Genomic DNA, 13,924 nt, shown 5'->3' on the forward strand with positions numbered 1-13,924 from the left:
TTTGCCCCTCACTTGGCCGCGAGCATTTCCAAGGCGACGGCAAGGACGCGCTCGGGCTCGAAGCCGAACTTGCGCTGCAGCTCCTTGAGCGGCGCCGACTGGCCGAAGGCCTTCATGCCGATGACGCGGCCATGGTCGCCGACATAGCGCTCCCAGCCCAGCGCCGATGCCTGCTCGACGGCAAGACGCAGCTTCACGGCGGGCGGCAGGACCGACTCCCGATACGATGTCGGCTGGTGCTCAAAGATGTCCCAGGACGGCATGGAGACGACGCGTGAACGAATGCCGCGCGCGCTCAACGCCTCGTGCGCCTGCACGATCAGGGAGACCTCGCTGCCCGAAGCGATGAGGATGATCTCCGGCGGTCCGCCTGCCGCATCCGCCATGACGTAGGCGCCGCGCGCGACACCGGCTGCCGACGCGTACCGGGTGCGATCGAACGTGGGCAGCGGCTGGCGGGAGAGGGCGATCGCCGCCGGCTGATGTCGCAGCTGCAGGACGTGGCGATAGGCCTCGACAACCTCATTGGCGTCGGCCGGCCGCAGCATGACCAGGCCGGGGACGGCGCGCAGCGAGATCAGCTGCTCCACCGGCTGATGCGTCGGCCCATCCTCGCCATCGCCCATGGCGTCGTGGGTGAAGACGAAAATGGTCGGCAGCTCCATGAGGGCGGAGAGCCGAATGGCCGGCCGGGCATAGTCGCTGAAGATGAAGAAGGTGGCGCCGAAAGCCCTCAGCTTCGAAAGCGACAGGCCGTTGACGATCGCCGCCATGGCGTGCTCGCGGATCCCGAAGTGGAAGTTGCGGCCGCCCGGATTGTCAGCCTGGAAGTCGCCGGCACCGGCAAATTTCAGCGTCGTCTTGGTCGATGGCCCGAGATCCGCCGAGCCGCCCAGAAACCAGGGGATGTTCCGGGCCAGCCTGTTCAGCACCTCGCCCGAGGCGTCGCGTCCGGCGATGCCCTTGGGGTCGGCGGGAAAGCGCGGCAGGTCGCGATCCCAGCCAGCCGGCAGATCGCGCCGCTGCATCTGGTCGATCTCGATGGCGAGGTCGGGCAGCTCCCGGCGATAGTCGGCGAACAACGTTTCCCAGGCGCTGCGGCAGGCGGCACCGCGCGCGCCGATGCCGGCCTCGAACGTCGCCGTGACGCCATCGGGGACAAGGAACCTGGCATCTTCGGGCCAGCCATAGGCTTGCTTGGCGAGGCGGATTTCGCCCTCGCCCAGAGGCTCGCCATGGGCGGCGGCGGTGTCGATCTTGTTGGGCGAGCCGTAGCCGATATGGCTATCGAGGATGATCAGCGTCGGCCGGCCCTCGGTCTTGCGGAATATCGCGAGCGCATCTTCGATGCGCTGCAGGTCATTGGCGTCGCCGACCCGCAGCACGTTCCAGCGATAGGCAAGGAAGCGTGCCGCGACGTCCTCGGTGAAGGTGATGCCGGTATCGCCTTCGATGGTGATGTGGTTGTTGTCGTAGATCCAGCACAGGTCGTCGAGGCCGAGATGGCCGGCGAGCGACGCGGCCTCGGCACCCACGCCCTCCATCAGGCAGCCGTCACCGCAAATCGCGTAGATATTATAGTCGAAGAGGTCGAAGCCGGGCCGATTGTAGCGGCTGGCGAGCCACTTGCGCGCGATGGCCATGCCGACGCTGGTGGCGATCCCCTGGCCCAGCGGGCCGGTCGTCGCCTCGACGCCCGACACCCAGTGATACTCTGGATGTCCCGGCGCCTTGCTGCCGAGCTGGCGGAAGTGGCGGATATCGTCGAGGCTGACCGATGGTTCGCCCAACCGCTCATAATCCGCGTTCACCGCGCGGGTACCCGTCAGATACAGCAGAGACCACAGCAGCATCGAGGCATGGCCGTTGGACAGGATGAAGCGGTCGCGATTGGGCCAGATCGGATCTTTCGGGTCGAAGCGCATGACCCGGTTCCACAGCGTATAGACCAGCGGCGCCAGCGCCATTGGCGTGCCGGGATGGCCCGATTTGGCCTGCTGGACGGCATCGATCGACAGTGTGCGGATCGTGTTGATCGCCAGTTGGTCGAGCTCCGCCTGGGTCATGCTGCTCGCCTCCATCGCTAGGAGCCGGCCGGCTTCTCGATATGTCCGCCGAACTCGTAGCGCATGGCCGAGAGGAGCCTGTCGGCGAAATCGGCTTCGCCGCGCGAGCTGAACCGCTCGTAGAGGGCGCAGGACAACACATGCGCGGGCACACCCTCGTCGATCGCGGCCTTGATCGTCCAGCGGCCTTCGCCCGAATCCGATACCCGGCCGGCGAACGTCGACAGGGCGGGGTCCCGGATCAGGGCCGCGGCGCTCAGATCGAGCAGCCAGGAGGCAATGACGCTGCCGCGGCGCCACACTTCGGCAATGTCCGGCAGGTCGAGATCGTATTGGTAGTGCTCGGGGTCGCGCAGCGGCGTGGTCTCGGCATCGGCGACGGCGGCCTTCGTGCCGATATTCGCCGCCTTCAGCACGGCCATTCCTTCGGCGTAGGCCGCCATCACGCCGTACTCGATGCCGTTGTGCACCATCTTCACGAAATGACCGGCGCCGTTGGGTCCGCAGCGCAGCCAGCCCTGCTCGGACGTCCCGCCCGCCGTCTCGCGCCCCGGCGTGCGTGGGATGTCGCCGCGGCCCGGCGAGAGGGTGGCGAAGATCGGAGCGAGATACCTGACGATGTCGGGTTCTCCGCCGACCATCATGCAATAGCCCCGTTCCAGGCCCCAGACGCCGCCGCTGGTGCCGACATCCACATAATGGATGCTCCTGGAGGCCAGCTCCCTGGCGCGGCGGATGTCGTCGACATAGTAGGAATTGCCGCCATCGATCAGGATGTCGCCCGGCTCCAGATGCGGCAGCAGGTCGGCGATCGACCTGTCCACCACGCCCGCCGGCACCATCAGCCAGACCGCGCGCGGTTTTGCGAGGGTCGTCGCGAACTCTGCCAGCGAAGCGGCGCCGACGGCCTTCTCCTTGACCAGCTCGGCCACCGCCTCGGCCGACCTGTCGAACACCACGCATTGATGGTCGCCCTTCACAAGACGACGCACCATGTTCGCGCCCATGCGGCCGAGGCCGATCATTCCGAGTTGCACGTGTCAGTCCTCCTCCAAGAGATCGACGTTCCCGACAGCGGCGCCGAGCAGAAGCCGTCATCCCCGCGGCATCAATCACCTCCCTTGAGCTTGCGGTAGCGCCGGATCAGCTCGTTGGTCGAGCTGTCATGGTCGAGCTCGGGTTGCACCGAACTCTCAAGCTCGGGAAGGATCCGCTGGGCCAGCGCCTTGCCCAGCTCCACGCCCCACTGGTCGAACGAATCGATGCGCCAGATCGTTCCCTGGGTGAAGACGCTGTGCTCGTAGAGCGCAACCAGCTTGCCGAGCGTGGCAGGCGTCAGCGAGTCGAGCAGCAGCGTGCTCGACGGGCGATTGCCCTCGAACAGCCGATGCGGCACCAGCCAGCCGGGCGTGCCTTCGGCTTTCACCTGCTCTTCGGTCTTGCCGAAGGCAAGGGCTTCCGCCTGGGCGAAGACGTTGGCCAGCAGCATGTCGTGGTGTCTGCCCAGCGGATTGAGGGTGCGGGCGAAGGCGATGAAATCGCAGGGTATGAGCCGGGTGCCCTGATGGATCAGCTGATAGAAGGAGTGCTGGCCGTTGGTGCCCGGCTCGCCCCAGTAGATCGGCCCTGTGTCATAGTCGACGGTCGCGCCGTCCCACGTCACGTGCTTGCCGTTGCTCTCCATGGTGAGCTGCTGGAGATAGGCCGGAAAGCGCTTCAGGTACTGATCGTAGGGCAGCACGGCCACGGTCTGGGCGCCGAAGAAATCGGTGTACCAGACCGAGAGCAGGCCCATCAGCACCGGCAGGTTGCGCTCGAAGGGAGCGGTGCGGAAATGCTCGTCCATCTCATGGAAGCCGGCCAGCATGGCGCGGAAATTGTCCGGGCCGACGGCGAGCATGGTCGAAAGGCCGATAGCCGAGTCCATGGAGTAGCGGCCACCGACCCAGTCCCAGAAGCCGAACATGTTGGCGGTATCGATGCCGAACCTCGCCACCTCCTGGGCATTGGTGGAGACGGCGACGAAATGCCGGGCGATGGCAGCTTGCGCGCCGTTCAGGCCGGCCAGCAGCCAGTCACGGGCGGTATGCGCGTTGGTCATCGTCTCCAAGGTGGTGAAGGTCTTTGAGGAGACGATGAACAGGGTTTCCGCAGGATCGAGGCCATGCACCGCCTCGGCGAAGTCCGTGCCGTCGACGTTGGAGACGAAGCGGAAGACCATCTCCCGCGCGCTGTAGTGTCTCAGCGCTTCGTAGGCCATGACCGGTCCGAGATCCGATCCACCGATGCCGATGTTGATAACGTTGCGGATGCGCTTGCCGGTATGGCCCCTCCACGCGCCACTGCGCAGCCGGTCGGCGAAGGCCGCCATCTTGTCGAGGACGGCATGGACCTCCGGCACCACGTTCTGGCCGTCATGCATGACGACCGCGCCCCGGGGCGTGCGCAGCGCCACGTGCAGCACCGAGCGGTTCTCCGAGACGTTGATCCTGTCGCCGCGGAACATGGCGTCGATATGTCCGCGCAGGCCGGCCTCGGATGCCAGCTGCAGCAGCAGTGTCAGCGTTTCGTCCGTGATGCGGTTCTTGGAATAGTCGAGATAGAATCCGGCTGCCTGGACGGCGAGCCTTTCCCCGCGGTTGCCATCCTCGGCGAAGAGCTGCCGCAGATGCAGGTCCTTGATCTGCCGATAGTGCTTCTCCAGCGCCATCCAGGCGGGCAGCGCGCGCAAGGCGGATACAGTCATTGATGGTTCCCTGGTGGAGGTCGAAGCGCGTGTGCGCCGACGGGTCGGGTCGTCATCCGTGTCAGCTCGCCTTGCGCATCATGACCCTCTTGGCCGCGATGCGGTCCATCAGGTCGTTCCACGACTTGACGAAGGAGGCAGCGCCCTCGGTCTGCAGCTGCGCGGCCAGCGCATCGATGTCGATGCCGGCTTTGGCGAAGCGGGCGAGAACCGCTTCGGCATCGCCTCCGTCGGGCGCAAGGATGCCGCCCACCTCGCCGTGATCGGCGAAGGCCTTGAGCGTGCCCTCCGGCATGGTGTTGATGGTGAACGGCGCGGCGAGGGCCTTCACATAGAGAATGTCGGACGCGCCGGGGTCCTTGGTGCCGGTGCTGGCCCACAGCAAGCGCTGGGCCCGGGCCCCCGCATTGGCGGCGCGCTGGAAGCGTGGCGAAGCGAGCAGCTCCCGATATGACTTGTAGGTACGCTGGGCGATCGCGATGCCCAGCCGGTTGGCGAGCTCGCTGGATATCTTTGCGCCGACTGCGACGTCCCAGCGGCTGACGAAGAGCGAAGCGATGGATGCGACCGCCGGATTGAGACCCGCCGCGATGCGTCGCTCGACGCCACGAAGGTAGGCGTCAGCCGCCGCGAGATATTGTTCGCGCGAAAGGAGAAGCGTGACGTTGACCGGAACGCCGGCGAAGATCGCCGCTTCGATCGCCGGCAATCCCTCCGGGGTGCCGGGAATCTTGATGAAGAGGTTGGGCGTGCCGCCGCGGCGATGGAGATCGATCGCAGCGGACAGCGTGCGCTCGGTATCGTGGGCCAGAAGGGGGGAGACTTCCAGCGACACCCACCCGTCCACCCCGTCGGTCCGTGCGAAGACGGGCTGGAAGAGCGCCGCTGCGCGCGTCAGGTCCGCCAGGGCCAGCTCGAAGAACAGGTCCTCTCCCGATTTGGCCGAGTGGGCCCCAGCGGATATATCCGGATCGTACATCGCGCTGTTCTTGATCGCGTGGTCGAAGATCGTGGGGTTCGAGGTGAGTCCCGTCACAGAAAGATCGTCGATGTAGCGCGGCAGCGTGCCGCTGCTCAGCAGCTCGCGGGTGATGTTGTCGAGCCATAGGCTCTGGCCGAGCTCGTGGAGCGTCCTGGTTGGAGTCATTGCGTCACCTTCAGGCGGGATGAGAAGGGCGGGGCGTCGTTTCGCAACGACGGCAAGTCACACCCGAACCGAGCTTCTAGTCCGCGGTTGCTTCTTGTTCGTGTGCGGTTCCGCGCGGCACGAGCGCCGCGATCCTCGTGATCTGAAGCCGCCGCGTCGATACGAGCAGCAGCCCTTGGCCGGAGAGCCGTGCTGAGGCGTCTCATTGCCGGATCGGCTTCTGGTTGATCTGCTCGCCTGCCCAACCGGAGCACGCTGCTCAGGATATTATCTCGATCACGCCGAATACAAGAGGTCGGCGCGTCCCATACCGTCGCAAGGCTGAAGGAGGAGGTTCGTCAGCCCGCAATCAGGTCGATCGCCCTGGGTGTCACTCAGGACGGCCGGCGAGTCACGCCAGGCGGCGGCCGGTGTCGGCGTCGAACCAGTGGCGGCTGTCGAGGGGCCAGCCGAGCCGGACCGTCGCGCCGGGCGCCAGCGCGATGCGCCCGGGCAGGCGCGCCGTGAGCTCGCCGTCGCCGGCGCGCGCCTGCACCAGCGTGTCGGCGCCGAGATACTCGGTCGCCACCACGGTGGCCGCCATACCGCCCGACTCGACGCGGCTGATCTGCTCTGGCCGCACGCCCAGCATCAGGCGCTCGCGCGTCGCGGTGGCGGGCGCGCCGTCGAGCAGGGCGGTGCCGCCGGCCGCGGCCAGCGCCGTCGCCGGCATCACGTTCATCGGCGGCGTGCCCACGAAGCGCGCAGTGAAGATCGTGGCCGGCCGTTCGTAGAGGGCCTCGGGAGCGCCGTCCTGCTCGATATGGCCGTCCTTCATCAGGATCACCTGGTCGGCCATGGTCATGGCCTCGACCTGGTCGTGGGTGACATAGACCATGGTGATGCCCAGCCGCTGCTGCAGGGCGCGGATCTCGCGCCGCATCTCGGCCCGCAGCTGGGCGTCGAGGTTCGACAGCGGCTCGTCCATCAGGCAGACCGGCGTCTGGGCCACGATGGCGCGGCCCAGCGCCACGCGCTGCTGCTGGCCGCCGGAGAGCTGCGAGGGCTTGCGGTCGAGCAGCGCCTGCAGGCCCAGCACCTCGGCGGCGCGTGCCAGGCGCTTGGCGCGTTCGGGCGCCGGCACCTTGCGCACCTTGAGGCCGAAGACGATGTTCTCGGCCACGCTCAGATGCGGGAAGAGGGCGTAGGACTGGAACACCATCGACACGCTGCGCGCCGCCGGCGGCAGGTCGGTGACGTCGCGGCCCAGGATCTCGATGCGGCCCGAGGTGGCGCTGTCCAGCCCCGCGATCAGCCGCAGGGTCGTCGACTTGCCGCAGCCCGACGGCCCCAGCAGCACCAGCAGCCGCCCCTCCTCGGTGATGAAGCTGGCGCTGTCGAGCGCCCGCACGGTGCCCCACGCCTTGCTGACCTCGCGCAACCTGATCGCCGACAACCCCAGACTCCTGCCGCCGGCGTTCTTCGCCCGCTTGCGTGATCTTATCCTTTCCCCTGAGGGCAGGGCTACCGCGTATGCTCCAACACTTCTCCCTGCGATCGCGACCGGCGTGCGTCGATGTCTAGGGGGTGTGCAAGGCTGAAAAACAGTCTAAGATGCTCAGGTTATTGTAGATGCAAGCTCCACAGAAGAGCTGCTCGGGAGGACGTTCAAAACGAGGAGACGTTCCATGGTCACACGTCGCAGGACGTGGTTGGCGGGCATCCTGTCCGCGGCCGCATGCGTGCTGATTGTCGCCACCGGTAATGCTCTGGCCCAGGAGAAACCCCGCTACGGCGGGGAGCTGGTCTTCCCGGTTCCCTCGGAACCGCCATCCTACGACGCCCATCGCGAGCAGACCTTCGGGGTCATCCACCCCGTGGCGCCGCACTACAACGGCCTGCTGCGCTTCGATCCCACCGATCCGACCGGCACCAAGCCGGCCCCCGACCTGGCCGAGAGCTGGACCGTGTCGAGCGACGGCCTCGTCTACACTTTCAAGCTGCGCCAGGGCGTGAAGTTCCACGACGGCAACGAGATGACGTCCAAGGACGTCAAGGCGTCGTACGACAAGATCATCTTCCCGCCCGAGGGCGTGGTGAGCGACCGCAAGGGCCAGTACGGCGTGGTCAAGGCGGTCGAGGCGCCCGATCCCTACACGGTGGTGTTCCGCCTGAAGTGGCCGACGGTGTCGTTCCTGGGATCGCTGGCCTCGCCATGGAACTGGATCTACCGCGCCGACATCCTGGCCAAGGACCCGCACTGGTACGAGACGCATATCAACGGCACCGGTCCCTTCCTCTTCGTCGAGCACGTGAAGGGCTCGCACTGGGTAGGCAAGCGCAACCCCGACTACTGGGACAAGGGCAAGCCCTACCTCGACGGCTACCGCGCGCTCTTCATCAAGTCGTCGGCAGCGCAGGTCGCGGCCGTCCGCGGCGAGCGCGCCCACATCCAGTTCCGCGGCTTCACGCCGGCCGACCGCGACACGCTGAAGGCGGCGCTGGGCGACAAGATCACGGTCGCCGAGGCGCCGTGGGACTGCCTCCTGATGGTGGTGCCCAACCAGCAGAAGAAGCCGTTCGGCGACAAGCGCGTGCGCCGCGCGCTCACCCTGGCGCTCGACCGCTATGCCGGCTCCAAGGCGCTCTCGCGCATCGCCATCGTCAAGGAAGTAGCGGGCGTGCAGGTGCCCGGCACGCCCTACGCGACGCCGCCGGATGAGCTCGCGAAGCTGGCGGGCTACGGCAAGGACATCAACGCAGCGCGCGACGAGGCCAGGAAGCTGCTGAAGGAGGCGGGCGCCGAAGGCCTGTCGTTCACCTTCACCAACCGCGGCGTGCCGATGCCCTACGAGCCGGTGGCGGTGTGGCTGATCGACCAGTGGCGGCAGATCGGGGTCACGGTCAAGCAGGAGGTGGTCGAGGCGGCAGCCTACTACACGACGCTGAAGAAGGGCGAGTTCGACGTCGCGATGGATTTCCAGTGCGGCTACACGGTCGAGCCGGACCTCGACCTCTACAAGTTCACGTCGCGCAGCAAGAACCCGTCGAACTACGGCTTCTACGAGGATCCCGTGCTGGACGACCTCTACGAGAAGCAGAGCCGTGCCACCGATGTGGAAGCGCGCAAGAAATTCGTGCGCGCTTTCGAGAAGCGGCTGCTGGACGAGGAGGCGCACTACCTGATGACGCTGCAGTGGCATCGCATCATCCCGCATTCGAGCAAGGTGAAGGGCTGGCAGATCACGCCCAGCCACTACCTCAACAACATGCTCGACACGGTGTGGCTGACCGACGGCCCGACACATTGAGAGCTGAGATGCTCGTCACCATTCCTTCCCCACGAAGTGGGGAAGGTGCCCGAAGGGCGGATGGGGAGCGCTCGTGGTGCCGATAACTGAGACCACGTCGGCTCCCCTCCGCCCCTTCGGGGCACCTCCCCAACTGCGTTGGGGAGGACGAACGGACCTTCTCGGTAATCCACCATGTGGCGATTCGTCATCAACCGCTTCCTGCTGATGATCCCGACCCTGCTCGGGGTGGCGCTGATCATCTTCCTGCTGCTGCGCGTCATCCCGGGCGACGTGGTCGAGGCCAAGTTCATGTCGGGCGAGGGCTCGGGCGCGTCGGCGGAAGTGCTGGCGGCGGAGCGGGCGCGGCTGGGCCTCGACAAGCCGGTGTGGGAGCAGTTCGCGATATGGATGTGGGGCGTGGTGCGGCTGGATTTCGGCATCTCGATGTGGACGGGCGCGCCGATCGGCGACGAGATCGCGCTGCGCTTCGCGCTGTCGCTGCAGGTGGCGCTGATGGCGACCGTGATCGCCACGCTGCTGGCGCTGCCGTTGGGCGTGCTCGCGGCGCTGAAGCAGGACACCTGGATCGACTACGCCGTGCGCATCTTCTCGATCGCGGGCCTGGCGATGCCGTCGTTCTGGCTCGGCATCCTGATGATCCTGGGCTTCCTGATCTTCTTCAGGTGGGTGCCGCCCATGGTCTACACGCCGTTCTGGGTCGATCCCTGGCAGAACCTGGTGCAGCTGATCTGGCCGGCGCTGGCCGTGGGCTACCGCTATTCGGCGGTCGCCACGCGCATGACGCGCTCCTCGATGCTGGAGGTGCTGCGCGAGGACTATATACGCACGGCGCGCGCCAAGGGGCTGTGGTTGAAGCTGATCCTGGTGCGCCACGCGCTGAAGAACGCGATGCTGCCCGTGGTCACCGTGATCGGCCTGGAGTTCGCCTTCCTGCTCGGCGGCCTGGTGGTGACGGAGCAGGTGTTCAACCTCAACGGCCTGGGCCTGCTCTTCGTGCAGGCCATCGCCCGGCGCGACTACACGCTCACGCAGGCGCTGGTGCTGCTGGTGGCCAGCGCCTTCATCGTCGTGAACTTCCTGATGGACATCATGTACGCGTGGCTCGATCCGCGCATCCGGTACCGGTAGGGGCGGGGCATGGTTCGCTGGCTTTTTGGACCGCGGGCGTCCACGCCCGCATTCGCTCGAAGCGAAGCGAAGAGCGAAAACCTGTCGGCGCCGGCGCGCCGATGCGCGCGTGGACGCGCGCGGTCCGAAAGGCATCAACCATGACCACCACGACCGACATCGCCATCGTCGAGGCCGAAGCGCCGGAACGGCGCCGCGGCTGGCTCGACGTCGTGCTCGATTTCTGCCGCCGCCGGCCGCTGGGCGCGATCGGGGCGGCGATCGTGGTGCTGATGATCCTGGTGGCGCTGACCGCGCCGATGATCGCGCCCTACGATCCGCTGGCCATCGACTTCGCCGCCATGCTGGCGCCGCCCGGCGCCGATCACTGGCTGGGCACCGATGCCTACGGCCGCGACGTGCTCTCGCGCATCATCTACGGCTCGCAGACGGCGCTGATCGTGGGCTTCGGCGCCGCCTTCGTGGGCTCGACCGCCGGCGCCGTCCTGGGAGTCGGGAGCGCCTATTTCGGCGGCCGCGTCGACCTGATCGTGCAGCGCTTCATGGACATCTTCATCTCCTTCCCGCTGATCATCCTGGCGCTGGCGATGGTGGCGATCCTGGGCAACACGCTGCCCAACCTGATCATCGCCATGACGGCGCCGATGGTTCCGCGCTGCGCCCTGGTGATCCGCTCCAGCGCGCTCTCGGTGCGCGAGATGCCCTATGTCGATGCGGCACGGGCGGCGGGCTTCAGCCATGCCCGCATCATCCTGCGCCACATGCTGCCCAACGTGATGGCGCCCTACCTGATCATGCTGACCTCGTTCCTGGGACAGGCGATCCTGCTGGAGGCGTCGCTGTCGTTCCTCGGCCTGGGCGTGCAGGAGCCGACCGCGGCCTGGGGCCTGATGCTGCGCGGGGCGGCGGTGGAGTTCGCCGAGACGGCGCCGTGGATGGCGTTGTTCCCCGGGCTGGCGATCAGCCTGGCGGTGTTTGCCTTCAACCTGTTCGGCGATTCGCTGCGCGACGCGCTCGACCCCAAGCTGCGGACGGGATGAAGGTGATGAAGATGAACCAGAGAGAAACGTCCTCCCCACGAAGTGGGGAGGTGCCCCGAAGGGGCGGAGGGGAGCCGACGTGGTATCTCAATTCGAGGCACCACGTCAGCTCCCCATCCCCGACATATCGACGCTTCGCGTCGATATGTCGTATTCGGCCACATTCCCCACGCCAAGGCGTGGGGAAGGGAAGATCATGAACGATCGTGTGTCATCCGGCGCCCTGCTCGACGTGCGCGACCTGCGCACCGAGTTCACGACGGGGGGCGGCGTCGTGCGCGCGGTCGACGGGGTGTCGTGGGATGTGCGCGCGGGCGAGACGGTGGCGCTGGTGGGCGAGTCGGGGTGCGGCAAGTCGGTGAGCGCGCTGTCCATCATGGGGCTGGTCGCGCGGCCGGCCGGGCGCGTCGCGGGCGGGCAGATCCTGTTCAAGGGCCGCGACCTGCTCGAGCTGCCCGAGGACGACATGCGCCGGATCCGCGGCCGCGAGATCGCCATGGTGTTCCAGGAGCCCATGACGTCGCTGAACCCGGTGCTCACCGTGGGCCGGCAGATCACCGAGGCCTGCGAGATCCATCTCGGCCATACCGAGGCCCAGGCCCGTGCCCGCGCCATCGAGGTGCTGCGGCTGGTGGGTATCCCCGACGCCGAGCGGCGCCTGCGCCAGTACCCGCACCAGTTCAGCGGCGGCATGCGCCAGCGCCTGATGATCGCGATCGCGCTCTCCTGCAGCCCCGACCTGATCCTGGCCGACGAGCCGACCACGGCGCTGGACGTCACCATCCAGGCGCAGATCCTCGACCTGATGAAGGAGCTGTCGCGCAGCTTCGGGGCCGCGACCCTGATCATCACGCACAATCTCGGCGTGGTGGCGCGCTATGCCGACCGGGTGAACGTGATGTATGCCGGCCGCATCGTCGAGCGCGGCACGGCCCGCGAGATCTACGCCAATCCGCGGCATCCCTACACGCTGGGGCTGCTGCGCTCGGTGCCGCGGCTGGACGAGCCCAAGCGCGAGCGCCTCGACCCGATCCAGGGCCAGCCGCCCGACCTCACGCGGCTGCCGCGCGGCTGCGCCTTCGCCCCCCGCTGCGCCTTCGCCATCGAGCGCTGCCGCGCCGAGGCGCCGCCGCTGCAATCGGTCGGCGGCTCGCACCTGTCGGCGTGCTGGGTGGCGCAAGACCTGCCGCAGCGGTCCGCGCTGTCCCCGCAGCCTTCTGGCGATGGTGAGGAAATCCCGTCATCCCGAGCGCAGCGAGGGATCTCCCGGTGATGAGAACGCGCTCGTCCTTCAGGGAGATCCCTCGCTGCGCTCGGGATGACGTGCTTGTGGCGGCACTGTCATGACCCTCGCGGCGGCTGATGACGTCATCCTCGAGGTGCGTGACCTCGTGAAGCACTTTCCGGTGGGCGGCGGCGGGCTGTTCGGCGGCCCGCCGGCGGTGGTGAAGGCGGTCGACGGCGTCTCCTTCGCCATCAGGCGCGGCGAGACCCTGGGCCTGGTGGGGGAGTCGGGCTGCGGCAAGACCACGACCGGCCGCTGCATCCTGCTGCTGGAGCGGCCGACCAGCGGCCAGGTGATCTTCGAGGGCCGCGATCTCACCACGCTGTCGCCGGCCGAGATTCGCATCGTGCGCCGCAAGATCCAGGTGATCTTCCAGGATCCGTACAGCTCGCTCAACCCGCGCATGACGGTGGGCCAGATGCTGGACGAGCCGATGGCCGTGCACGGCATCGTGCCCGAGCGCAAGGCGCGGCGCGAACGCGTCAGGGAGCTGCTCGCCGTCGTGGGGCTGCTGCCGTCGATGGTCGGTCGCTATCCGCACGAGCTGTCCGGCGGCCAGCGCCAGCGCGTCGGCATCGCACGGGCGCTGGCCACGGAGCCGTCGCTGATCATCTGCGACGAGCCGGTGTCGGCCCTCGACGTCTCGATCCAGGCGCAGATCGTGAACCTGCTGGAGAACCTCCAGGAGCAGTTCCGCCTGACCTATCTGTTCGTGGCCCACGACCTCTCCGTCGTGCGCCACATCTCCGATCGGGTGGCGGTGATGTATCTCGGCAAGATGGCGGAGCTCACCGACCGCGCCGCGCTCTACGCCGAGCCGCTGCATCCCTACACCCAGGCGCTGCTGTCGGCGGTGCCGATCCCCGACCCCGACGTCGAGGCCCGGCGCCAGCGCACCGTGCTGGGCGGCGAGGTGCCCAGCGCGCTCAACCCGCCGCCGGGCTGCGTGTTCCATCCGCGCTGCCCGATCGCCATCGACGCCTGCAAGGGCGCGGTGCCGGACTGCCGCGAGGTGCGGGCAGGGCACCGGGTGGCGTGCATCCGGGCTTGAGACCGTCACGCTCGACCCGCTATCGCAGGTCCGCGACTGATGCTATTCTGCCGCCGTTGCCGAACGCCGCCAGGGTGGCCTGAAGCCTGCGTGCGTCGAGAGTGTCTGTGCCAGTGCGCAGCCGCGGCACCCGAGCGATCGATCTTGCTGTGTTCCAGCGTTGGAAGA

At 67.5% G+C, this 13,924-nt stretch carries 10 protein-coding genes; 5 read left to right on the forward strand and 5 right to left on the reverse strand.

Going from position 1 to position 13,924, the window contains the following annotated elements; all coding sequences use genetic code 11:
• Positions 1-8 precede the first annotated feature (8 nt).
• The 5 genes from tkt to FHP25_RS07425 all read right to left on the reverse strand — a co-directional run bounded on the left by tkt (position 9) and on the right by FHP25_RS07425 (position 7,394).
• Entirely contained in the window at positions 9-2,066 is a 2,058-nt protein-coding gene (gene tkt / locus FHP25_RS07405; protein ID WP_147846280.1) for a transketolase, read from the reverse strand.
• Positions 2,067-2,083: 17 nt separating this feature from the next.
• Entirely contained in the window at positions 2,084-3,103 is a 1,020-nt protein-coding gene (gnd, locus tag FHP25_RS07410) for a phosphogluconate dehydrogenase (NAD(+)-dependent, decarboxylating) (protein ID WP_147846281.1), read from the reverse strand.
• A 71-nt stretch (positions 3,104-3,174) separates the two neighbouring features.
• A complete protein-coding gene (gene pgi, locus FHP25_RS07415; protein ID WP_147846282.1) occupies positions 3,175-4,812 on the reverse strand; it encodes a glucose-6-phosphate isomerase in 1,638 nt (545 codons plus the stop codon).
• Positions 4,813-4,873: 61 nt separating this feature from the next.
• Complete coding sequence (tal, locus tag FHP25_RS07420; protein ID WP_147846283.1) at positions 4,874-5,959, reverse strand: transaldolase; 1,086 nt, start codon at positions 5,957-5,959, stop codon at positions 4,874-4,876.
• A gap of 391 nt (positions 5,960-6,350) precedes the next feature.
• A complete protein-coding gene (locus tag FHP25_RS07425) occupies positions 6,351-7,394 on the reverse strand; it encodes an ABC transporter ATP-binding protein (RefSeq protein ID WP_147846284.1) in 1,044 nt (347 codons plus the stop codon).
• Positions 7,395-7,626: 232 nt separating this feature from the next.
• Here FHP25_RS07425 and FHP25_RS07430 point away from each other — a divergent pair, with 232 nt between their 5' ends.
• The 5 genes from FHP25_RS07430 to FHP25_RS07450 all read left to right on the forward strand — a co-directional run bounded on the left by FHP25_RS07430 (position 7,627) and on the right by FHP25_RS07450 (position 13,756).
• On the forward strand, positions 7,627-9,249 hold the full coding sequence (locus FHP25_RS07430; protein ID WP_147846285.1) for an ABC transporter substrate-binding protein: 1,623 nt from the start codon (positions 7,627-7,629) through the stop codon (positions 9,247-9,249).
• Positions 9,250-9,423: 174 nt separating this feature from the next.
• Complete coding sequence (locus FHP25_RS07435; RefSeq protein ID WP_147846286.1) at positions 9,424-10,380, forward strand: ABC transporter permease; 957 nt, start codon at positions 9,424-9,426, stop codon at positions 10,378-10,380.
• A gap of 140 nt (positions 10,381-10,520) precedes the next feature.
• Complete coding sequence (locus FHP25_RS07440) at positions 10,521-11,420, forward strand: ABC transporter permease (protein WP_147846287.1); 900 nt, start codon at positions 10,521-10,523, stop codon at positions 11,418-11,420.
• A 196-nt stretch (positions 11,421-11,616) separates the two neighbouring features.
• Positions 11,617-12,693: an ABC transporter ATP-binding protein gene (locus FHP25_RS07445; protein WP_147846288.1), complete on the forward strand. Its 1,077-nt coding sequence runs from the start codon at positions 11,617-11,619 to the stop codon at positions 12,691-12,693.
• A gap of 70 nt (positions 12,694-12,763) precedes the next feature.
• Complete coding sequence (locus FHP25_RS07450) at positions 12,764-13,756, forward strand: ABC transporter ATP-binding protein (RefSeq protein ID WP_147846289.1); 993 nt, start codon at positions 12,764-12,766, stop codon at positions 13,754-13,756.
• The last annotated feature ends 168 nt before the right edge of the window (positions 13,757-13,924 follow it).

The organism is Vineibacter terrae, from assembly GCF_008039615.1.
GTDB classification, from domain to species: Bacteria; Pseudomonadota; Alphaproteobacteria; order Reyranellales; family Reyranellaceae; genus Vineibacter; species Vineibacter terrae.